The sequence below is a fragment of the Methylobacterium sp. UNC300MFChir4.1 genome (assembly GCF_900110155.1).
In the GTDB taxonomy this organism is placed as follows: domain Bacteria; phylum Pseudomonadota; class Alphaproteobacteria; order Rhizobiales; family Beijerinckiaceae; genus Methylobacterium.
Map to the genome: position 1 here is coordinate 280325 of NZ_FOCS01000003.1, position 20442 is coordinate 300766.

The 20442-nt window shown below is 72.1% G+C and carries 19 protein-coding genes; 11 read left to right on the forward strand and 8 right to left on the reverse strand.

Features of this window, described 5'->3' with window-relative positions:
• Positions 1-39: 39 nt before the first annotated feature.
• Together accB and BMY19_RS06955 are read right to left on the reverse strand one after the other, a co-directional pair.
• Positions 40-516: an acetyl-CoA carboxylase biotin carboxyl carrier protein gene (gene accB / locus BMY19_RS06950; RefSeq protein ID WP_020092100.1), complete on the reverse strand. Its 477-nt coding sequence runs from the start codon at positions 514-516 to the stop codon at positions 40-42.
• 156 nt (positions 517-672) lie between these two features.
• Entirely contained in the window at positions 673-1455 is a 783-nt protein-coding gene (locus tag BMY19_RS06955; RefSeq protein WP_020092101.1) for a DsbA family protein, read from the reverse strand.
• 183 nt (positions 1456-1638) lie between these two features.
• On the opposite strand from BMY19_RS06955, the gene BMY19_RS06960 reads away from it, so the two are divergent.
• Positions 1639-2793 carry a pyridoxal phosphate-dependent aminotransferase gene (locus BMY19_RS06960; protein ID WP_100251268.1) on the forward strand — a complete coding sequence of 385 codons (1155 nt, stop codon included), beginning with the start codon at positions 1639-1641 and terminating at the stop codon, positions 2791-2793.
• A gap of 4 nt (positions 2794-2797) precedes the next feature.
• Here the strand turns inward: BMY19_RS06960 and gph are convergent, their stop codons facing one another.
• Positions 2798-3490 (reverse strand): phosphoglycolate phosphatase, encoded by a 693-nt coding sequence (gph, locus tag BMY19_RS06965; protein WP_100251269.1) that lies wholly within the window; start codon positions 3488-3490, stop codon positions 2798-2800.
• Between the two features lie 172 nt (positions 3491-3662).
• Here gph and BMY19_RS06970 point away from each other — a divergent pair, with 172 nt between their 5' ends.
• The 7 genes from BMY19_RS06970 (at position 3663) to BMY19_RS07000 (ending at position 10133) form a co-directional block, all read left to right on the forward strand.
• Positions 3663-4127 (forward strand): hypothetical protein, encoded by a 465-nt coding sequence (locus BMY19_RS06970; protein ID WP_020092104.1) that lies wholly within the window; start codon positions 3663-3665, stop codon positions 4125-4127.
• Between the two features lie 129 nt (positions 4128-4256).
• Positions 4257-4970 carry a ribose-5-phosphate isomerase RpiA gene (gene rpiA, locus BMY19_RS06975; RefSeq protein WP_020092105.1) on the forward strand — a complete coding sequence of 238 codons (714 nt, stop codon included), beginning with the start codon at positions 4257-4259 and terminating at the stop codon, positions 4968-4970.
• A 44-nt stretch (positions 4971-5014) separates the two neighbouring features.
• On the forward strand, positions 5015-5608 hold the full coding sequence (locus BMY19_RS06980; protein WP_020092106.1) for a DUF2059 domain-containing protein: 594 nt from the start codon (positions 5015-5017) through the stop codon (positions 5606-5608).
• A gap of 42 nt (positions 5609-5650) precedes the next feature.
• Positions 5651-6871 carry an O-antigen ligase family protein gene (locus tag BMY19_RS06985; RefSeq protein ID WP_244534852.1) on the forward strand — a complete coding sequence of 407 codons (1221 nt, stop codon included), beginning with the start codon at positions 5651-5653 and terminating at the stop codon, positions 6869-6871.
• The gene (gor, locus tag BMY19_RS06990) at positions 6868-8250 is read left to right on the forward strand and encodes a glutathione-disulfide reductase (protein WP_091976441.1); all 1383 of its coding nucleotides are present in this window, start codon (positions 6868-6870) and stop codon (positions 8248-8250) included. The genes BMY19_RS06985 and gor overlap by 4 nt, the downstream gene beginning before the upstream one ends.
• A gap of 55 nt (positions 8251-8305) precedes the next feature.
• A complete protein-coding gene (locus BMY19_RS06995) occupies positions 8306-8623 on the forward strand; it encodes an RNA polymerase sigma factor region1.1 domain-containing protein (RefSeq protein ID WP_100251271.1) in 318 nt (105 codons plus the stop codon).
• 127 nt (positions 8624-8750) lie between these two features.
• Positions 8751-10133, forward strand: coding sequence for a class II 3-deoxy-7-phosphoheptulonate synthase (locus tag BMY19_RS07000; protein ID WP_020092110.1), 1383 nt, complete (start codon positions 8751-8753; stop codon positions 10131-10133).
• 87 nt (positions 10134-10220) lie between these two features.
• On the opposite strand, the gene BMY19_RS07005 is transcribed toward BMY19_RS07000, so the two are convergent.
• From BMY19_RS07005 to BMY19_RS07015, 3 genes are all read right to left on the reverse strand, one after another.
• Entirely contained in the window at positions 10221-13103 is a 2883-nt protein-coding gene (locus tag BMY19_RS07005; RefSeq protein WP_100251272.1) for an EAL domain-containing protein, read from the reverse strand.
• Positions 13104-13497: 394 nt separating this feature from the next.
• On the reverse strand, positions 13498-14772 hold the full coding sequence (locus BMY19_RS07010; RefSeq protein WP_100251273.1) for an efflux RND transporter periplasmic adaptor subunit: 1275 nt from the start codon (positions 14770-14772) through the stop codon (positions 13498-13500).
• A 101-nt stretch (positions 14773-14873) separates the two neighbouring features.
• On the reverse strand, positions 14874-15575 hold the full coding sequence (locus BMY19_RS07015; protein ID WP_091676735.1) for a sulfate transporter family protein: 702 nt from the start codon (positions 15573-15575) through the stop codon (positions 14874-14876).
• A gap of 230 nt (positions 15576-15805) precedes the next feature.
• Here BMY19_RS07015 and BMY19_RS07020 point away from each other — a divergent pair, with 230 nt between their 5' ends.
• Both BMY19_RS07020 and BMY19_RS07025 read left to right on the forward strand, forming a co-directional pair.
• Positions 15806-17065: a flavin monoamine oxidase family protein gene (locus BMY19_RS07020; RefSeq protein ID WP_244534859.1), complete on the forward strand. Its 1260-nt coding sequence runs from the start codon at positions 15806-15808 to the stop codon at positions 17063-17065.
• Positions 17066-17152: 87 nt separating this feature from the next.
• Positions 17153-17779 carry a Crp/Fnr family transcriptional regulator gene (locus tag BMY19_RS07025; protein ID WP_056528908.1) on the forward strand — a complete coding sequence of 209 codons (627 nt, stop codon included), beginning with the start codon at positions 17153-17155 and terminating at the stop codon, positions 17777-17779.
• Between the two features lie 32 nt (positions 17780-17811).
• Here BMY19_RS07025 and BMY19_RS07030 read toward each other — a convergent pair whose 3' ends face one another.
• Positions 17812-18810, reverse strand: coding sequence for a 2-hydroxyacid dehydrogenase (locus tag BMY19_RS07030; RefSeq protein WP_020092116.1), 999 nt, complete (start codon positions 18808-18810; stop codon positions 17812-17814).
• Between the two features lie 270 nt (positions 18811-19080).
• Here BMY19_RS07030 and BMY19_RS07035 point away from each other — a divergent pair, with 270 nt between their 5' ends.
• Positions 19081-19644 carry an SH3 domain-containing protein gene (locus BMY19_RS07035; RefSeq protein WP_020092117.1) on the forward strand — a complete coding sequence of 188 codons (564 nt, stop codon included), beginning with the start codon at positions 19081-19083 and terminating at the stop codon, positions 19642-19644.
• Between the two features lie 137 nt (positions 19645-19781).
• Here the strand turns inward: BMY19_RS07035 and irr are convergent, their stop codons facing one another.
• Positions 19782-20297: a Fur family transcriptional regulator Irr gene (irr, locus tag BMY19_RS07040; protein ID WP_012319639.1), complete on the reverse strand. Its 516-nt coding sequence runs from the start codon at positions 20295-20297 to the stop codon at positions 19782-19784.
• Between the last annotated feature and the right edge of the window lie 145 nt (positions 20298-20442).

The window sequence follows — 20442 nt, forward strand, 5'->3', positions numbered from 1 at the left end:
CGTCGTCCGGGACTGGGCGGCGGGCGCCCGGCGGACGTCCTAGGTGATGACGAGCAGGGCCTCGCCGAACTCGACCGGCTGACCGTCCTCGACGAAGATGGCGCTGATCGTGCCGGCGCGGGGCGCCACGATCTCGTTGAAGGTCTTCATCGCCTCGATCAGCAGCAGCTTGTCGCCGACCGCGACCGTCGAGCCGACATCCACGAAGGCCTTGGCGTCGGGCGAGGGGCGGAGATAGGCGGTCCCGACCATCGGCGAGGGCACGGTGCCGGGCTGCGCGCGGGCCGGCTCGGCCGGGGCGAGGGGAGACGACGCGGCGGGCGCGGAAACCGGAGGCGGGGCGACGGCCGCGAGCGGCGCGGGCGCCGCGACCTGCACGCTCACAGGCTCCAGCCGCCGCGCCACGCGGATGCGCAGGTCGCCCTTCTCGACCTCGATCTCGGACAGGCCGGTCTCGGTCACGAGGTTGGCGAGCTCGCGCACGAGCTCGGGATCGATGGCGTCGTTCTTTGGCATCCGGCCTACTTCGTCTCGCGGCACGTCGGTGCGTCCATCCGGGCTCGGCCCTGGACCCCACCGCGGCCCTGCGGCTGGCGGCTCTTAGACGAAGGCGCCCCGGCGCGACAAGGCTGCGCGGACCGCCTTCGGGGTTCCTCGGCCCGATCCGTCAGCTCAGCAGGAGGCGTGGCCGCACTGGCGCACGTCGGCGATGGTCTTGCGCATCGGCTCGACGCCGACGGCGCCCGGGATCACCTCGTCGCCGATGATGAAAGCCGGCGTGCCCGACAGGCCCAGGCGGTCGCCGAGGCCGCGGTTCTCGCTGAGCGCGGCCTTCACCTCGGGGGAGGCCATGTCCTTCTGCAGCTTGGCCGTGTCGACGCCCATGTCCTTGGCGACCTGGATCGCGCGGGCGCCGTTCACCCGGCCCTTGGTCTCCAGAAGCTTCTGATGAAACTCGAACAGCTTGTCGCCCTTCAGCTGCTGGCGCACCGCGACGGCGACCTGGCTGGCCTCCAGCGATTCCGGGCCGAGGACCGGGAAGTCCTTGATGACCACCCGCAGCTTCGGGTCGGATTTGATCAGCGCCTGGATGTCGCCCAGGGCCTTGCGGCAGTAGCCGCAATTGTAATCGAAGAACTCGACCAGCGTGACGTCGCCCGACGGGTTGCCGGCAACGACGTCGTGGGGACCGTTGTGGAGAGCCTCGCGCGACTCCTTGAGGGCGGCGGCCTGGGCCAGGCGCTGCGTCTCGGCCTGCTGCTTCTCGGCCTCGGCGAGGGCCTCCTGGAGCACCTCGGGATGCTTGATCAGGTAGTCCTTGACGATCGCCTCGATGCCGGCGCGCTGCGCGTCGGTGAACGGCGCGGCGGGGGGCGTCGCGGTCTGCGCGAGGGCCGGGACGGCGACGAGGCCGAGCGCCAGGACCAGCGCGGGCAGGGGGCGGATGAAGGGCATAGATCCTCGCTTGCGCGGCGGGGCGGCCCGCGCGTGGCGCGAGCGGTAGGGGCTGGGTTAGGCGTTTTCGCGGCGTCCGGTCAATTCCCGCGGCGAGGGCGGCGTGCGCCGCCGGCTTGAGGCGGGAAGGGGGAGCGTCTAACCCCCGGAGGCTCCAGCGTCGTCCGGCTCAGAGCAGACCCCATGATCCCGATCTCCCGGCGCGCCGCCGCCGTCCAGCCGTTCCTCGCGATGGATGTCATGGCCGCCGCCGCCGCCAAGGCGCGGGCCGGCAGCGACGTGGTGCGGATGGAGGTCGGCCAGCCGTCGGCACCGGCGCCCCGGGCGGTCATCGCGGCCGCGCAGGGGGCGCTCGCGACCGGCCGCGTGCCCTACACCGAGGCCCTGGGCCTGCCGTCCCTGCGCGCCCGCATCGCCCGGGACTACGCGGAGCGGCACGGCGTCGCGGTGAGCCCGGAGCGCGTGGTGATCACCACCGGATCCTCGGCCGGCTTCATCCTCGCCTTCATGAGCCTGTTCGACTCCGGCGCCCGGGTCGCCGTCCCGCAGCCCGGCTATCCCGCCTATCGCAGCATCCTGGCCGCCCTCGACCTCGTGCCGGCGCCGATGGTGCTGCGCGCCGATGACCGCTTCGCGCCGACCGCCGCCCTGCTGCGCGAGACCCACGCCCGCGCGCCAGTCTCCGGGGCACTGGTGATGAGCCCGGCGAACCCCTCCGGCACAGTCATCACGGAGGGCGCCCTGCAGGATCTCTGCGCGGCGGCGCGCGGCCTCGGCCTGCCGCTGATCTCCGACGAGATCTATCACGGCCTCAGCTACGGCGAGCCCACCGTCACGGCCCTGCGCTTCGACCCCGACGCGGTCGTGATCAACTCGTTCTCGAAGTACCACTGCATGACCGGCTGGCGCGTCGGCTGGATGGTCGTGCCGGAGGCGCTGGTCCGCCCGATCGAGCGGCTGGCCCAGAACCTCTACATCTCGGCACCGTACCTGTCGCAGGTCGGCGCCCTGGCAGCCTTCGACGCGACGGACGAACTCGACGCCGTTCGCGACGGCTACGCACGCAACCGCGCGATCCTCCTGGACGCGCTGCCGGCCCTCGGCCTCGGCCGCGTCCACCCGGCCGACGGCGCCTTCTACCTCTACGCGGACGTCTCGAACCTCACCAACGACGCTTCGGACTTCTGCCGGCGCATGCTCGACGAGGCGCACGTCGCGGCGACGCCGGGCCTCGATTTCGATCCGGACGTGGGCAACCACCACGTCCGCTTCTCCTTCGCGGGCTCGGAGACCGAGTGCCGCGAGGCGGCGCGGCGCCTGAAGGCGTGGCTGCGCTGAGAGGTCAGGCCGCCGGCACGAGCGCGCTGACCGCCTCGACCAGCTCCGAGAAGTGCTCGATCACCCGGTCGGGCCCGAGCTCGGCGACCGGGCGGTCGGTGTAGCCGAAGGTGACCGCCACCACCGGGATCCCGGCGGCCTTGGCGGTGTCGATGTCGGTGCGGGAATCGCCCACCATCACCGCGCGGGCCGGATCGCCGTCGGCGCGGGCGATGGTGCCGGTCAGGTGGCGGGGGTCGGGCTTCGACTGCGGGAAGGTGTCCCGACCGCAGATCGCCGCGAAGCGGTGGCCGATGCCGAGGAGGCGCAGCAGCTCGACCGACTGCCCCTCGTACTTGTTGGTGCAGACCGCGAGCCGGAAACCCGCCGCCTCGAGGGCGTCGAGCGCCTCGACCACGCCCGGGAAGAGGTGGGACGTGTCGGCGAGGTGCGCCCCGTAATGGGCGATGAAGGCGTCGAACAGCCGGTCGTGGTCCTCCGGCGAGAGTGGCCGGCCCTCGGCCTCGAAACCCCGCCGGATCAGCGCCCGGGCGCCGGCGCCGATCAGCCCGCGCGCCTGCGAGAGGGGCAGCTCGGCCAATCCCTCGCGCTTCATCAGCACGTTGAGGGTGCCGATAAGGTCGCCCGCGGTCTCAGCGAGCGTCCCGTCCAGGTCGAACACGGCGATCGGGGGCTTGCGCGTCGATTCGGTAGACATGCCTGGGCGGTTCCGTGCTTGGCGGGATCTCGAACGGCGTCGCTATCGGGGCCGGGCACCCGGGGCAAGCCGACCGGCCCGGCACGCCGGATGCGCGGATCGTCTCACCGGGCGCCCCAGACTCGCCCGAAAGCGCAGCGAAACGCAGCGCGTACCAGCCCCGGGACCCGCGATGAAACTCTTCCTGCCCCTCCTGGCCGCCTGCGCCGCGCTGCAAGCCCTGCCGGCGGCGGCGACCTCCTTCGAGTTCGTGCCCGCCCCGCAGACCGACCTGAATCGGATGTACCGAGTCGACAAGGTGACCGGCGAGGTGACCTCCTGCCAGTACGGCCTCCAGGAATCGGCGGGCGGCATCGGCCAGACGGTCTGCTTCGGATCGGGAGAGGGCGCCGGGCCGCAGACCCCGTCGGAATACGGGCTGGTGGCGAGCCGGCATACCCGCGAGGCCGGCGTCTTCCGGGTGAACTACCGCACCGGCGAGATGAGCATCTGTTTCGTGCTGGTGAAGAAGGAGCAGGTCGTCTGCACCCAGCAGGGCAAGCCGGGCGCCGAGGGCGCGTCCGACGCGCCGCTGACCGGTCCGGCCCCGGGTCGCGCGGGCGCCAGCGCCACCCCGACACAGGGCGGCCGTCCGTGACGCGGCCGTGCGGGCGAGGCGTTCCGGTCGGCCCGGTCCCGTGCTAGGGGCCGCCCGACGCCCACGGAAAGACCGGCTGCCCATGACCCGCGCTCCCTCGCTCCCCCTCGCCGACCGGGCCGTGTCCCGGTGAGTGGGCCGGACCTGAGGCGGGCCGCGGCGGCCCGCGCCCTCGACCTCGTCGAACCGGGCATGCGGCTCGGCCTCGGCACGGGCTCTACGGCGGCGGCCTTCGTGGCGCTCCTCGGCGAGCGCGTCCGCGCCGGCCTCGACATCGTCGGCGTCCCGACCTCCGAGGCCACGCGCGCGCAGGCCGAGGGCCTGGGCATCCGCCTCGCGACCCTGGACGAGCAGCCCGAGCTCGACCTGACCATCGACGGCGCCGACGAGGTCGACGACCGGCTGCGCCTGATCAAGGGCGGCGGCGCGGCACTCCTGCGCGAGAAGATCGTCGCCTGCGCGAGCCATCGCATGGTGGTGATCGCCGACGCGGCCAAGCACGTGGCGCGGCTGGGCGCCTTCCCGCTCCCGATCGAGGTCAATCCCTTCGGCCTCAAGGCCACGCACCGGGCCGTCGAGGCCGCAATCGCCGGGACCGGCTGCTCCGGCGAGGTCCGGTTGCGCGCCCTGACGGATGGCAAGCCCCTGGTCACCGACGGAGGCCATTACATCCTCGACGCGCGCCTCGGAGCGATTCCTGATCCGGAGGCCCTCGGCGCCGCCCTCTGGGCCGTGCCGGGCGTCGTCGAGCACGGTCTGTTCCTCGGCATCGCCGACGCCGCGATCCTGGCGGCGGCGCGGGACGGGCAGGCCGAGGTCACCGTTCTCGGCAGCCTCACCTGAGGCGCCGCCCTCCATCGCCGGCCATCCTCGCAAGAAAGTCCAGCATGTCCCGTCGCCTCACCGCCGTGCCAGGCCTCGCGCTCAGCCTCGCGCTCGGCCTCGCGCTCCCGGCGCTCCCCCACGCGGCGGTCGCGCAGCCGCAGAAGGCCGCGCAGGCCAAGCCGGCGGCGCAGCCGGCCGCCGGCGCCCCCGCGGCCAACAGCCCGGCCGCGGCCACCTACACGCCGGCCCACCTCGCCCTGGCCCGCGAGGTGATGCTCAGCTCCGGCATCGCCCGGTCGTTCGACTCGGTGCTGCCGGCCTTCGCCGACCAGATCCGCAAGCAGGCGGTCACCCGTCCCGAGCTGTCCAAGGACCTCGAGGAGGTCCTGGCCTCGCTGCAGCCGGAGATGGAGCTGCAGAAGCAGCGCATGATCGACATCGCGGCGCGCACCTACGCGTCGAAGTTCTCGGAAACCGAGTTGAAGGAGATCGCGACCTTCTTTCGCTCGCCCGCCGGCAAGCACTACGTCGAGGCGCAGCCGCAGCTCCTCGACGAGATGGTGCAGGAGATGCAGGACTGGACGCAGGACGTCTCCGAATACGTCATGGTCCGCGTCCGTGCCGAGATGGGCAAGCGCGGACACCAGATGCAGTGAGGGCAGCCGCTCCCGGGGGCGGATCGCCGTGAGAGGTCGTCCATGAGAGCGGCCGGCCGCATGTACGCGGCGGGCGGCGCGCTCCTCGCGGCCATGCCGCTCGCCATGGTGCTGGCCAACCGGTCGAGCCCGCTGGTCGTCGGGCTGGCGGCGCTCGCCTTCCTGGTCGGACGATGGGCGGAGGACGCGTCCGCCCTGCGCCGCGCGCTGCTGTCCCCGCTGCGGACGCCGCTCGCCGGGGCGGCGCTCGCCTTCCTGGCCTGGGCGCTGGTCTCGCTGGCCTGGAGCCCGTTCCCGGCGGCCTCCCTGCGGGTGCTGGGCGAGTTCCTCCCGACGCTGCTTGCCGCCTACCTCCTGGCCTGCCTCGCGCCCGGCCGGATCCCGGCCTTCGCGCCGCGGCTCGGCGCGATCGCGATCGCGCTGGCGGGACTCCTGATCGCCGTGGATCTCGCCTCGGATCTGGCCCTGGAGCGGGCCCTCGGGCGCCGGGTCGCGGCCTTCGTGCACAACCGGCCGGCCCTGACCCTCGACCTCGTGGCCGGCCCGCTGGCCCTCGTCCTCTGGAAGGACCGCGCCCGCGGCCTCGCCGCCGCGACCCTCGCCTTCGCGAGCCTCGGCGTGGTCCGCTCGATCAGCGGCGCCGCCCAGCTCGGCCTCCTGGCGGGCGCCGCGATGGCGACCCTCGCGCTTTCGCTGCCCAGACGGGTCGGCATAGGCCTCGCCGGACTCGGTCTCGGCCTCGCGCTGATCCTCGCCCCGGTCGAGGGCGACCTTCTCGCCCGCGCCATGCCGGAGGCCGCCCACGAGCGCCTCGTCCAGTCCTCGTCCCGGGCCCGAGTGGCGATCGCGCGCAGCTTCGGGGCCGCGGTGGCGGCCGATCCCTGGCGCGGCGCGGGCGTCGGCACCAGCGCGCGCTTCGCCGAGACGGCCGTCGCGCAGACGGTGCAGCCGGAGATGCGCGTCCTCCTCGGGGTCGGGCACCCGCACAACAGCTTCCTGCAGGTCTGGGCCGAGCTCGGCCTGCCCGGCGCGATCCTCGCGGCGCTGACCGCAATGCTGATGCTCGCCCGGATCGCGCGGCTGCCGCGACCGGACCGCGCGGCGGCGCTCGGCCTCGTGGCCTGCGCGGCTTCGATCGCCTTCGTCGAGCACAACGGCTGGGCCGCGTGGTGGACGGCGGGGCTCGGCGCTGCCATCACCTGGATGCGCGCGGCCCCTCGGGGCGGCGCGATCGTGAGATCCGAGCGGGACGGTCCGGCATGAGCGCGTTCGACGTCGACCTCTTCGTCATCGGCGGCGGGTCCGGGGGTGTCCGCGCGGCGCGGATCGCGGCCGGGTACGGCGCGCGGGTGATGCTGGCCGAGGAGTACCGGGTGGGCGGAACCTGCGTGATCCGCGGCTGCGTCCCGAAGAAGCTGATGGTCTATGCCGGCCGCTTCGCCGACGAATTCGAGGATGCCGCGGGCTTCGGGTGGACGGTGGAGAAGCCCCGCTTCGACTGGGGCACGCTCAAGGCGCGGCGCGACGCGGAGGTGACCCGGCTCGAAGGCATCTACGACACCAACCTGATCCGCGCCGGCGTCGAGATCGTACCCGAGCGGGCGGTGATCGAGGATCCCCACACGGTCCGCCTCGTCGCGTCCGGCCGCACCATCCGGGCCGAGCGGATCCTGGTGGCGGTCGGCGCGCACCCCGTGAAGGAGCCGGCGGTGTCGGGCATCGACCTGGCGATCACCTCCAACGAGGTGTTCGAGCTGGAGCGCCTGCCGGACCGGATCCTGGTGATCGGCGGCGGCTACATCGCGGTGGAGTTCGCCGGCGTCTTCGCGGCGCTCGGCAGCCGCACGACGCTGCTGCACCGGGGCGACAGGTTGCTGCGCGGGTTCGACGACGAGATCCGCGACGCTCTGGCCGAAGCCTACGCCCAGCGCATGGACCTGCGGCTCGGGCGCACGCTGCGGCGCATCGAGCGCCGGGACGGCGACCTCTGCGCGCAGCTCGACGACGGCGGCGAGATCCTGGTGGACGAGGTGCTCGTCGCCACGGGGCGGCGGCCGAACGTCGAGGGCCTCGGCCTCGACCGGGTCGGCATAGAGACCGACGCCGCCGGTGCGATCCCGGTCGACGCCTACTCGCAGACCAAGGTGCCGTCGATCTACGCGGTGGGCGACGTGACCAACCGCGCCAACCTGACGCCGGTGGCGATCCGCGAGGGTCACGCCTTCGCCGACACGGTCTACGGCGGCAAGCCGGCCTGCGTCGACCATCGCCTGATCCCGACCGCGGTGTTCTCGACCCCCGAGATCGGCGTCGTCGGCCACAACGAGGCGGCCGCCCGGGCGATCTACGGCAAGATCGACGTCTACAAGGCGCGCTTCCGCCCGATGAAGGCGACCCTGTCCGGCCGCGAGGAGCGGATCTTCATGAAGGTGCTGGTCGACTGCGCCAGCGACCGCGTGGTCGGCGTCCACATCTTCGGCCACGATGCCGGGGAGGTGATCCAGGCGGTGGGCATCGCCGTGACCATGGGCGCCACGAAGGCCGATTTCGACCGGACCATCGCGGTCCACCCGACAGCCGCCGAGGAGCTGGTGACCATGCGCGTCCCGGAGGTCACCAAGCACCCGGTCGGCGTCGGCTGAGACCTGCGCCGCGGCCGGGGCTCGACGCGGTGCGCGACCGAGCCATATCAGGGTCATGGGCAAGCAGGGCACCGGCAAGGGACGACGCGAGGACGACGCGCACGCGCGGCGGCAGGCGATCATCGACGGCCTGCTGGAGGACGCCCTGCGGCCGGCCTTCCACCGGCCGCCGAGCCACGAGGCCCTTTCCCCGGACATCCGGCATGCGATCGACCGCCTCCTCGCCAAAGCTGAGGCGCAGCGCAGCCGCAACCTGACCTACGACGACCTGGAGGAGGCGCTGCCGCCCCGGGACGTCTCGGCCGAGGATCTGGAGGCGATCTTCTGGATTCTGGCCGACCACGGGATCGAGGTCGAGGACGGCGAGGCCTGACCCGAGACCTGAATCCGGGACGCGCCTGCCCCCCGGTTCACGGCACTCGCAAGTGTAGAGGAACCTCTCTATAAGCCGCGCTTCGCGCGTAGGCGCGATCGCACGAAGAGGTGCGCGGAGAGAGACCATGGGCGAGCGTTGGACACCGAAGAGCTGGAGACATCTGCCGATCGAGCAGGTCCCCACCTATCCGGACGCCGCCAGCCTCGGTGCCGTCGAGTCGCAGATCGCGAGCTTTCCGCCGCTGGTCTTTGCCGGTGAGGCCCGCAAGCTGAAGGCCGCGCTCGGGCGCGTCGCCGCGGGCCAGGCCTTCCTGCTCCAGGGCGGCGACTGCGCCGAGAGCTTCGACGAGCACTCTGCCGACAACATCCGCGACTTCTTTCGGGTGTTCCTGCAGATGGCGATGGTGCTGACCTTCGCGGGCGGTTCGCCCGTGGTGAAGGTCGGGCGCATCGCCGGGCAGTTCGCCAAGCCGCGCTCGTCGCCGACCGAGACCCTCGAGGGCGTGAGCCTGCCGAGCTACCGGGGCGACATCATCAACGGCATCGGCTTCACCGAGGAGTCGCGGGTGCCGGATCCGCGCCGCCAGCTCGAGGCGTACCGGCAATCGGCCGCGACGCTGAATCTGCTGCGCGCCTTCGCAACCGGCGGTTACGCGAACCTCGAGAATGCGCATCGCTGGATGCTGGGCTTCGTGAAGGATTCGCCGCAATCCTCGCGTTACCAGGACGTCGCCGGCCGCATGACCGACGCGCTCGACTTCATGCGGGCGATCGGAATCAATCCGGAGACCCATCCGGAGGTGCGGACCACCGACTTCTACACCAGTCACGAGGCCCTGCTGCTCGGCTACGAGGAGGCGCTGACCCGCGTCGATTCGACGACCGGCGACTGGTACGCGACCTCCGGCCACATGCTGTGGATCGGCGACCGGACCCGGCAGCCGGACCACGCCCACGTCGAGTACGCCCGCGGCATCAAGAACCCGATCGGCCTCAAGTGCGGCCCGTCCATGAAGGCGGAGGGCCTGATCCGGCTCATCGACCTTCTTAACCCGGAGAACGAGCCGGGGCGCCTCAGCCTGATCTGCCGCTTCGGCGCCGACAAGGTCGGCGACCACCTGCCGGCGCTGATCCGGGCGGTCGAGCGGGAAGGGCGCTCGGTCGTGTGGATCTGCGATCCGATGCACGGCAACACGATCCCGGCCGGCCGCTACAAGACCCGGCCGTTCGAGCGGGTGATGCAGGAGATCGAGGGCTTCTTCGGCGTCCACCGCGCCGAGGGCACCTTCGCGGGCGGCATCCACCTGGAGATGACCGGCAAGGACGTGACCGAGTGCACGGGCGGCGCCCGGGCCCTGACGGCAGACGACCTGCAGGACCGCTACCACACCTACTGCGACCCGCGTCTCAACGCGGAGCAGGCGCTGGAGGTGGCGTTCCGCACGGCCGAGCTGGTCAAGGCCGAGCGCAGCCACATCGAGCGCCCGCGCCTCGACGCGGCCGAGTAGGGCGGATCTCCGACCGGTCATCCGATCAGCCCACGACGCGCGCTGTCCCCTCGCGGGGGCGGCGCGCACCGCCGGACGCCACGATGGTCAGGCGATCGCCCGGAGCGTGCCGTTCCAGCGGCGGATGACCGAGGCGACCTCCGAGACGGGGACGGCGCGGCTGAACAGGTAGCCCTGGACCTCGTCGCAGCCCTCGGCGCGCAGTTGCGCGAGTTGCGCCTCCGTCTCGACGCCCTCGGCGGTCGTCGTCATGCCGAGGCTGGCACCGAGGCCGATCACCGCCCGAACGATGAAATCGGTCCCGTCCTTCACGCACAGGTCGCGCACGAAGGACTGGTCGATCTTGATCTTGTCGAACGGGAAGGAGCGCAGGTAGCTGAGCGACGAGTAGCCGGTGCCGAAATCGTCCATCGCCACGCGCACGCCCAGCGCGCGCAGGCTATGCAGGATCGCCGTCGTCGCACCGGGATTGGCCACCAGGACCGTCTCGGTGATCTCCAGCTCCAGGCGCCGGCCCGGCAACCCGGTCCGCCGCAGCGCCTCGCGCACGGCGGTGACGAGACTCGCCGAGGTGAACTGCACGGCCGAGACGTTGACGGCGACCTTGAGCTCGTCCGGCCAGCGGGCGGCCTCCTCGCAGGCGCGGCGCAGCACCCACTCGCCGAGCGGCACGATCAGCCCGAGCTCCTCGGCGATCGGGATGAATTCGGCCGGCGAGACGGAGCCGCGGACCGCGTGGTTCCAGCGCAGCAGCGCCTCGAAGCCGCAGATCCGGTCCGTCTCGAGGCTGTAGATCGGCTGGTAGTAGACCTCGAACGCCTCCCGGGCGAGGGCGTCACGCAGGTCGCGCTCCATGATCCGCCGGGCCATGAGGCGGGCATCCATGGCCGGTTCGAAGAAGCGGAACGCTCCGCGCGCCTCGGCCTTGCCCCGGTCGAGGGCGACTTCGGCGTTCTTCAGGAGCTTGTCCGCGTCGGACCCGTCGCTCGGCGCGAGGGTGATGCCGATGGTGAGCCCGACGCAGATCGTGTGGTGGGTCAGGCTGTAGGGCGCGCCGACGACCTCGATGATGCGCCGGGCGAGGATGGCGGCGTCCTCGGGCCGGTCGACGCCGCGCTGGACCACGATGAACTCGTCGGCTCCGAGGCGCGCGACGCAGTCGATCTCGCGCACGCAGGCGGTGAGCCGATTCGCGACCGCGACGAGCAGCTCGTCGCCGATCCCGTGGCCCAGGGTCTCGTTGACCGGCCGGAAGTCGTCGAGGTCGATGGCGAAGACCGCGAAGCCCTGGTCGCGCCCGGCCTGCGCCACGGCCACGTCGATCTGCTGCCCCACCGCCACCCGGTTGGGCAGGCCGGTCAGCAGGTCGTGATGCGCCAGGAAGGCGATGCGAGCCTCGGCCCGGCGGCGCTCCGTGACGTCCTCGTAGGTGGCCACGAAGCCGCCATCGGCGGCCTCGCGCCGGTCGATGGCGACGATGCGGCCGTTGCTCAGCTCCTGGAAATGCGTCTGCCAAACGCCGTTGCTGAAGGCGTCCCGCTGCTGGCGCAGCAGCGCTTCGAGATCGCAGCCGGGATGGTTGCCGGCCGCGAGACTGGCGCTCAGGACCTCGAGGGCCGTCATGCCGGGTACGACCGTGCCGGGCGGCAGGCCGTAGATCTCGCCGTAGCGCCGGTTGACCACCATCAACCGATGCTGCGCGTCGTACAGGCAGAGCCCCTGGGACATGGTGTCGAGGGCCGCATCGAGGCGCAGGTTGGTCCGGGTCAGGAAATGCGCCTGCTCCTTGAGCAGGCTGATATCGCTGCACACCGCGATGAAGCCGCCCTGCCGGGTCGCGGTGCGGCTCACCCGCAGCCAGCGGCCGTCGGCCAACCGGACATCGCCGTCCCGGGCCAGGGCTCCGAAGCGATCCTCCGGGACATCCGAGCGGTAGTCCTGCGGCTCGTGCGCAACCTTCGTCAGCGACAGACCGGCCTCGATGGCAGCGTCGAGCCCGTCGAAGAAGCGCAGGGCCTGCGCGTTGGCCAGGGTGATCCGGCCGTCGGCATCGACCACGACGACGCCTTCCCGTGCTGTCTGCAGCGCGTCCGTCACCTGCGTCTCGGTGCCCCGGCGCTGGCTGCCCTCGCGGAGCGTGAGAGCCCGGATGGTCGACCGCATCGCCGCGACGGCGTTCAGCAGCCGGCCCAACCGGTCGCGGCCGCCGGTGGGGATCCGATCGTCGCGCTGGCCGCCCGCGATCCGTTCGGCCGCCTCGGCCGCCGCGCCGACCGATCCGCCGATGTGGCGGGTGAGCAGCCAGGCGATCAGCCCGCAGGCGATGATCACGAGGGCCGCCGCGATGGCGTGCCACCGAACGACGTCCCGCACGCGCTGCCGCGCAGCCTGCCGGAAGGTGAAGCCGTCGCCGGCCATGATGTTGATCAGGAGATCGATCTGGCCTTCGATTGCGTCGGCCTGCCGTTCGAGAGCCGCCTTCTGATCCGGCCGAACTGTCACGGGATCGAAAGCGCGGCGCAGGCTCTCCCAGGACGCCACGCTGGTCTGGACGGCCTCGGCCGTCCGCGCCGCCCGCTCGGACTGGGCCCGCTCGGCCGCGATGGTGAGATCCTCGGCCAGGATCGCCGAGAGGTCGGTGATGTCCGCATCCCGCTTCGCCACCTCGGCAGCGTCGCCGGTCTGCATCCGCCGGACGAGGGCAGCGCGCATCTTCGCGAAGTCGGCCGCCACCGCGCGGGCGAAGCTGATCGAGGTCAGGGATTCGTCGTAGGTCCGTGTGACGAGCGTCCCGACCTGCGTGATCGCCAAGCCAGCCGAGAGCGCGAGCGCGCCCAGGAGAAGACCGACACAGAGGAAGGCGACGCTGACCGCGGCGCGGATCGACGTGATACGGCCCGTCCGCGTGGCGGCCGCGCGGGTGTGCCCGGCTCGGTCCGCGCACGCCGTCGGTGTCTCGGGATCTCGCATCGCACAGGTCGCTGGGTCACACGTCCGGCCAGCGATAAATGTCACTTGTTAAGAGGCAATTAGCTGGCTTGTCTCAGATCACGGATCAGCTGCGCGCGACCGTCACGGAGCAATCGGCGAATCGTGCACAGTCGACCGCACGATCGGTGAAATCTTCGGCACCGCGCTTGTGCCGGCGAGCGGATCCCGTCGATTGAACGCAACCTTTCATTACGAGTGGCGCGCATTTGAGCAACGGATCCGACCGGCGCGATGCTCATGTCGCCAGCTCGGCACCGATATACCGACCGGTTTCCGACAGCTCAGAGGCCGTATCCGCGCGCCGGCCCGCCGTCGCGACGCGGTCCGCGGCCGGCGCGCCCGAATGATTCCCGCGGTCGAGTGTTTCCCGCGTTCACCGCTGCGCCGAGCGGAGCGGCCCGGGCGGAGGCGGTGACTTCAGGGGCTCGACCGACTGGCCGTCCCGCAGATCCGGGGCGGGGCTGTAGATGATCCGGCTGTCGGCGGGCAGCCCCGAGTCGAGCTCCAGCGTGCGCCCGAGATCGCGCCGGACGCGTATCGTCCGCCACGTCACCCGGTCGTCGTCGCTGAGGGTGGCGACCCTGAGGTCGTTGCCGTCGAACACCGTCGCCTCGGCGGGGATCGACACCCCGGGCTCCGCTCGGGGAATCTTGAGGGTGACGTAGGCGTACAGCCCGGCCCGCAGCGCCCGGTCGGCGTTGGGGACGTCCACCTGGGTGGTCAGCGTGCGCGACGCCGCGTTCAGCGCGACGGAGCTGCGCTCCACGTAGCCTTCGAAGCGCCGCCCCGGCATCTGCGGCACGGTGATCTCGGCCCGCACCCCGGGTTTGACGCCGACGGCATCCTTCTGCGGCACGTTGACGGTGATGCGCAGCAGGCTGTCCTGATCCATGGTCAGCAGCGGCGTGCCCCCGTTGTCGGCACGGACGAGGTCGCCGACATCGACGTTGCGCACGGTCACGACCCCGTCGAACGGCGCCACGACACGCTCGAAGGCGGTGAGCGCTTTCAGGCGGTCGACCACGGCCTCCTGCGCCTTGATGTTGGCGGTGGCGACCTTCACGCCCGCCTCGGCGGCGGCGAGCGCGGCGGCCTGGCTCAACACGCCCGCCTTGGTGTTGTCGGCGTTCTGCCGCGAGGCCCAGCCCTGCACGGCCAGGGTGCTGGTGCGGTTGTTGGTGAGGTTGGCGAGGTTCACGTTCGCGCGGGCCTGCTCGACCTGCGCCTGCGCCTGGAGCAGCTGCGCCTTCAGCTGGCCGACCTGCGCCTCGGCCTGCGCGAGCTGCTGGTCGAGATCCGGTGCGGCGATGCGCAGAAGGAGGTCGCCCGCCTTGACCCGGGATCCGATATCGACCCGGCGCTCCGCGATGTAGCCGGTGGCGCGCGCGGCGATCGCCGCCGTGGTGAAGGCCTGGATCTCGCCGGGAAGCACGAGATCGAGGGGGCCATCGGCCCGCTCGGCGGCCACGGTGCGCACCTGCGGCACGAGGGTCTTGATCCGCTCCAGCGTCGCGGTCGCCTCCACGTCGCGCTGCCAGTGACCGTAGGCACCCCAGGCGAGCAGGCCGAGTCCGGCGAGGCCGACCAGCAGGAACGGGGCCTTGCCGGGCGGCGGAGGGACGTCCGAGCCCGCGTCGTGCGCCTTCATCGATCGGCTCTCCGCCCCGGACATCCGGCCGGGTCACGGTGAGGGTAGCGGCCGGCGGCCCGGCCCGCCAGCGTGTGCATTGGCCGCATCGGCGCGCCGGCCTAACGCGCCGGCCCGGCCACCAGCAGGCGCCGGCTGAGGCGCTTGTGCAGGTGGACCATCAGGGCGATGCCGAAGAGGGGCGTCAGCAGGTTGAGAACCGGGACGATCATCAGGCCGGCCAGCAGGCAACCGGCGCCGAGCGTCCGGACCGAGAAGGCGCGGCGCATCTCGGCGGCCTCGGGAAGGGGGCGGAACCGGGCCGCCGCCATCTCGAAGTACTCGCGGGACAGCAGGTAGGCGTTGGCGGCGAAGAAGGCCGCGATCCCGATGACAGGGACGAAGAAGATCACCAGGGCCGCGAGGTTCACCAGCAGCGTCACACCGGCGAAGCGCAGGGCGTAGAGCATGGCGGTCCCGAACGGCATGGCGCGTCCGGGCGGCTCGTTCGGGAAATCGGTGCGCTCGACGATCTCGGCCGCGTCGTCGAGGAAGAAGCCCGCCACCAGGATCGAGACCGCCGGCATCAGGTAGGCGAGGGCCACGACCAGACCGAAACCCGCGAGGTAGTAGGCGAGGCTGTCGAGGATCGGGTACTGGGCGGAAATGTGGTGGCTCGCCTGGAAGGCCTGGATCAGCCGGGTCAGGCCGAGCCAGATCAGGAGCAGGAGCCCGACCGTCAGGCCGAGGGACTTCCACAGGATCGCACGCAGCGGCGGCGAGAAAGTCTGGCGCAAAGCCGCCGCGGCGGACTCGACGAGCATCGGGCGAGAATTCCGGCCTGCGCCGGAAGCGGCGCTGGCGCGTTGTGGAGCGGTGCGGCGACCGGTGCAAGATCGGGCTCCGTCGCAGGGGCGGCAGGGTGCGGGGAGCACGCGTGCAGGACACGACAGGACAGGTCTCGGCGCCGCGGGCGCCCGATCACCGGTGGAGCGACCCGGTCGTCCGGCCCACCTACAGGCCGCGCCTCGCGCCTCTACCCGAGAAGCCCGAGGTGCTGGTGATCGGCGCGGGCGCCGCCGGCATCGGCGCGGCCCGGACGCTCGCGGCCCAGGGCGTGTCCGTCGCGGTGCTAGAGGCGCGGGAGCGCGTCGGCGGCCGCGCCCTGACGGTGACCCTGCGCGGCCACGCCCTCGATCTCGGGGCCCACTGGCTCCATGCCGGGCCGATCAACCCCCTGGTGGCGCTCGGCCGGGCGCGCGGCGAGCGGCTCCGCCGGGCCGCGCAGGAGAGCCACGTCTGGGTCGGGGGCCGGCCGGGCCGCACCGACGACGTCCGGGCCAACGCGCGCGCCTTCGACCGCGCGGACCGCGCCATGACCCGTGGCGCCGCGCAGCCCGGCCCCGACCGGCCGGCCGCCAGCGCGCTGCCGCCCGGGCTCGGTGCCTGGGGCGACCGGGTCGCGCAGGTCCACGGCCTCGTCTCGGGCCGACCGCTGGAGGCGGTCTCGCTCCACGACTTCCCCAGCATGGAGTACGGCGACAACTACTTCCTGGCCGACGGCTACGGCAGTTACGTCGCCCGCCTGGCGGACGGCCTGCCGGTGGCGCTCGCGACGCCGGTGACCCGGATCGACTGGTCGGGCGGCCGCGTCCGCGCGACCGGCGCGGATGGGACCGTCTACGCCGCCCGCGCGGTGATCGTGACGGTGCCGATGATGGTGCTCCGGGACGGGCCGACCTTCACGCCGCCGCTGCCGAACGCGGTCCGCGCCGCCATCGACGGCTTCACCACCGGCATCTACGAGCACGCGGTTCTTCACTGGCCATCGAGTCCGTTCCGCGGCCGCGACCGGCTGGCGGCGATCCACGGCGGGCGGCGCGCCCCGCCGGGCCTCCTCACCCGCATCGACGACACGCCGTTCCACTACTACGAACTCGACCTGCACGAGGCCGCGGCGATCGACGCCGCGGGATCCGGCGCGGACGGCGTGCGCCGCCATGTCCGCGCGGTCCTGGGCGAGCATTTCGGCCAGGCGCGGCTGCGCGACCTGACGATCCCCGCGGTGAGCGCGTGGCGCCACGACCGGTGGTCGCGCGGCTCGTGGGCCGTGGTCCCGCCGGGCCACGCCCCGGCGCGACAGGCCCTCCGCGCCGCCGTCGCCGACACCGTCTGGTTCGCCGGCGAGGCGCTGTCCCGGGAGCAGTGGGGCACGGTCGGGGGCGCCTACGCGGAGGGCGTCCGGGCCGCCGAGGCCGTGTCCGCCGTCTTACAGACGGGCGCCGGCGAGCGTATCCGGGCGGGCACAGGCTGAAGCGCGCGCGGCGCGGAACCTGCCGGAACGCTTGCCGCAGCCGGACAAGACAGGCATCCCCCGGCCGAAACGCGACAGGGGGCGGCGATGGATTGGGTCGAGGGCATCGGCTATCTCGGGACGGCGCTGACCATCACGGCGACGGCCATGAGCACGATGATCCCGCTGCGGATCATCTCGCTCTGCGCGAGCTGCGCCGTGATCACCTACGGCATCATGATCGGCAGCATGCCGGTGGTGCTGACCGAATTGATCCAGATGCCGTTCAACGCGTACCGGCTCTGGCAGATGCTGCGCCTCGTCCGGGACGTGGAGACGGCCGCCGAGAACGACCTGTCCCTGGAATGGCTCCGACCCTTCGGCTCCCGACGCCCGTTCGGCATCGGCGAGGTGGTGTTCCGCAAGGGGGATCTCGCCACCGAGATGTACTACATCGAGAGCGGCGTGTTCCGGATCCCGGAGGTCGACCTCGAGGTGCGCCAAGGCGGGATCGTCGGCGAGCTCGGGCTCCTGTCGCCCGGCAACGCCCGCACCGCCTCGCTGGTCTGCGTCGAGGCGGGACACGCGCTGTGCGTGTCCTACTCGGACGTGAAGCAGCTCTACTACCAGAACCCCGAATTCGGGTTCTACTTCCTCAAGCTGACCAGCGAGCGGCTCTTCCAGGGCGTGCAGGGCATGTCCAAGCCTCAGGCGGTGGCCGGCGACGCGCTGTGAGGCGCCGCCGTCCGCGGCTCAGAGATCGCCGCTCAGAGCATGCTCGGCAGGATGCGGTCCGGCGGCCGGTGTCCGTCCATGAAGGTCTTGATGTTGATGATGACCTTCTCGCCCATGTCGGTGCGGCTCTCGTAGGTCGCCGAGCCCATGTGGGGCAGGAGGACGACCTTGCCCTGGCGGGCGAGCTTGACGAGGCGCGGGCTGACGGCGGGCTCCTGCTCGAACACGTCGAGGCCGGCCGCCGAGACCTCCCCGCCCTCGATCAGGCGCGCCAGGGCGTTCTCGTCGATCACCTCGCCGCGGGCCGTGTTGACCACGATCGCCTCGGGCTTGAGCAGCTTGAGGCGCCGGGCCGAGAGCAGATGGTAGGTCGCGGGCGTGTGCGGGCAGTTCACCGACACGATGTCGACGCGCGCCAGCATCTGGTCGAGGGATTCCCAGTAGGTCGCGTCCAGCGCGCTCTCGATGGCGGCCGGCACCCTGCGGCGGTTGTGGTAGTGCACCTGCAGTCCGAAGGCGCGGGCGCGCTTGGCCAGCGCCTGGCCGATCCGGCCCATGCCGACGATGCCGAGGCGCTTGCCGGTGATGCGCCGGCCGAGCATCCAGGTCGGCGACCAGCCCGTGGTCCACTCGTCGTCCGGGATGATCCGCGCGCCCTCGGTGACCCGGCGGGCGACCGCGAGGATCAGCGCCATCGTCATGTCGGCGGTGTCCTCGGTCAGCACGCCGGGCGTGTTGGTGACCGTGATGCCGCGCTCCAGTGCCGCCGCCACGTCGATGTGATCGACGCCGTTGCCGAAATTGGCGATCAGGCGGAGGTTCGGGCCGGCCTGGGCGATCAGCCCGGCATCGATCTCGTCGGTCACGGTGGGGACGAGCACGTCGGCCTCGCGCAGGGCCGACGCCATCGCGTCCGGCGCCATCGGCGCGTCCTCGGAATTGAGCCGGACGTCGAACAGCTCGCGCATCCGCGTCTCGACGGCATCCGGCAGGCGCCGCGTCACGACCACCAGCGGCTTGCGCTTCGACACGTCTCTCTCCCCGTCAGCCCAGCGGCCTTGATCGCGGCTCGCGCCCGGTGGCTCCCGCCCGGACCGCGTCCCGCAAGCGTCCGTTAACCGAACTCGGCCAGACAGGATCGGTCACGGGGCGCCGGTTCCGGAGCCCGTTCCGACCCATCGGCCTCTCTACCAGAGGTGGGCCGGAACACAATCGGATGCGGGCCGGTCCGCGTGTCGAACCGGCCCCGCTTTCGACATGTCCGGCGCCCAGCAACGCCACGTCTGGATAGGGAGACGACCATGCGCGTGTCATGCCTCAGCCTCGCCGTCGCGGCGGTGCTGGCCGGCGGCCTCGCGACCGGTGCCCGCGCGGCGCCGCCGACCGGCCCCGAGGCCGGGGTCGGGCCGGTGACCAAGCTGCCGCTGCCGCGCTACGCGAGCCTGAAGACCGATCGCGTCAACCTCCGCGAAGGCCCCTCGAAGGATCACAGGACGCTCTGGGTGTTCCAGCGGGCCGGCCTGCCGGTCGAGATCGTGGGCGAGTTCGAAACCTGGCGCAGGATCCGCGATTCGGAGGGCACCGAGGGCTGGGTGCTGCACTCGCTGCTGTCCGGGCGCCGCACCGCCATCGTGAATGCCGGCCCCGACAAGGGTGTCGAGAAGGCGGCCGTGTCGCTGCGGGCCAAGGCCGACGACGGCGCCGACGACGAGGCCAAGCTCCAGACCGGCGTGATCGGCAGCGTCAAGAGCTGCACCGGCACGTGGTGCCGCATGATCGTCGCGCTTCCCAACAAGCGGGACGTCGACGGCTACATTCGCCAGAATCGCCTGTGGGGCGTCTACCCGAACGAGGTCGTGGAATAGCGGTCCGGGCGCCCCGACGGCGCCCGTCCGTCATTCCGGGCGGCGCGCTAGCTCCCGGCACGCCGGCAGCCCGAAAAAGCCAAGGCCCGGACGATGCCGGGCCTCGCGTCGCTCGCGTACTGCGTTGGACCCGGGCCTCAGCCCTGGCGGCGGCCCGCCGGACGGCTGCGGCGCAGGCGCACGATCACCTCGACCCCGGCGATCTCCATGCCCTCGGGCGCCTCGGGCAGCGAATCGACCGTGATGCCGCAATCCGGCATGTCGATCACCTGGCTCTCGTCCTCCAGGTAGAAATGGTGGTGCTCGGTCGGGTTCGTGTCGAAATAGGCCTTCGACCCGTCGAGCGCGAGCTGGCGCAGGAGCCCGGCCTCGGTGAACTGGTGCAGCGTGTTGTAGACGGTCGCCAGCGAGACCGGCACCTTGGCGCGCATCGCCTCGTCGTACAGCATCTCCGCCGTCAGGTGGCGGTCGCCGCGGCCGAAGAGCAGCCAGCCCAGGGACAGGCGCTGCCGCGTCGGGCGCAGGCCGGCCCGACGCAGACGGTCGCGCAGGTCGGACAGCGGACAGCCGCGGCGCGGAGTCCCGTTGGCCTCCAACTGGGGGGCGGGGACCCGGCCGTTGAAGACGGCCTGGAATGGCACCGGTTCGGACATCGCTGGACTGAACGCTCGACGAGGGGCCTGAAGGAACGGATGTCTCCTCAGTATATTGAAGTGGTCGGACAGTCGCAACCCGAGCGTTGCCGCATACCCGCGGCTGCAGGCTTTGAAGGCGCGGCGCCCCGTGCTAACCCGCGCG

Excerpts from the sequence above, each read along its gene's own strand:
- accB (WP_020092100.1), bottom strand. The coding sequence starts at position 516 with ATGCCAAAGAACGACGCCATCGATCCCGAGCTCGTGCGCGAGCTCGCC.
- BMY19_RS06955 (WP_020092101.1), bottom strand. The coding sequence starts at position 1,455 with ATGCCCTTCATCCGCCCCCTGCCCGCGCTGGTCCTGGCGCTCGGCCTC.
- BMY19_RS06960 (WP_100251268.1), top strand. The coding sequence starts at position 1,639 with ATGATCCCGATCTCCCGGCGCGCCGCCGCCGTCCAGCCGTTCCTCGCG.
- gph (WP_100251269.1), bottom strand. The coding sequence starts at position 3,490 with ATGTCTACCGAATCGACGCGCAAGCCCCCGATCGCCGTGTTCGACCTG.
- BMY19_RS06970 (WP_020092104.1), top strand. The coding sequence starts at position 3,663 with ATGAAACTCTTCCTGCCCCTCCTGGCCGCCTGCGCCGCGCTGCAAGCC.
- BMY19_RS06980 (WP_020092106.1), top strand. The coding sequence starts at position 5,015 with ATGTCCCGTCGCCTCACCGCCGTGCCAGGCCTCGCGCTCAGCCTCGCG.
- BMY19_RS06985 (WP_244534852.1), top strand. The coding sequence starts at position 5,651 with ATGAGAGCGGCCGGCCGCATGTACGCGGCGGGCGGCGCGCTCCTCGCG.
- gor (WP_091976441.1), top strand. The coding sequence starts at position 6,868 with ATGAGCGCGTTCGACGTCGACCTCTTCGTCATCGGCGGCGGGTCCGGG.
- BMY19_RS06995 (WP_100251271.1), top strand. The coding sequence starts at position 8,306 with ATGGGCAAGCAGGGCACCGGCAAGGGACGACGCGAGGACGACGCGCAC.
- BMY19_RS07000 (WP_020092110.1), top strand. The coding sequence starts at position 8,751 with ATGGGCGAGCGTTGGACACCGAAGAGCTGGAGACATCTGCCGATCGAG.
- BMY19_RS07005 (WP_100251272.1), bottom strand. The coding sequence starts at position 13,103 with ATGCGAGATCCCGAGACACCGACGGCGTGCGCGGACCGAGCCGGGCAC.
- BMY19_RS07010 (WP_100251273.1), bottom strand. The coding sequence starts at position 14,772 with ATGAAGGCGCACGACGCGGGCTCGGACGTCCCTCCGCCGCCCGGCAAG.
- BMY19_RS07015 (WP_091676735.1), bottom strand. The coding sequence starts at position 15,575 with ATGCTCGTCGAGTCCGCCGCGGCGGCTTTGCGCCAGACTTTCTCGCCG.
- BMY19_RS07025 (WP_056528908.1), top strand. The coding sequence starts at position 17,153 with ATGGATTGGGTCGAGGGCATCGGCTATCTCGGGACGGCGCTGACCATC.
- BMY19_RS07035 (WP_020092117.1), top strand. The coding sequence starts at position 19,081 with ATGCGCGTGTCATGCCTCAGCCTCGCCGTCGCGGCGGTGCTGGCCGGC.
- irr (WP_012319639.1), bottom strand. The coding sequence starts at position 20,297 with ATGTCCGAACCGGTGCCATTCCAGGCCGTCTTCAACGGCCGGGTCCCC.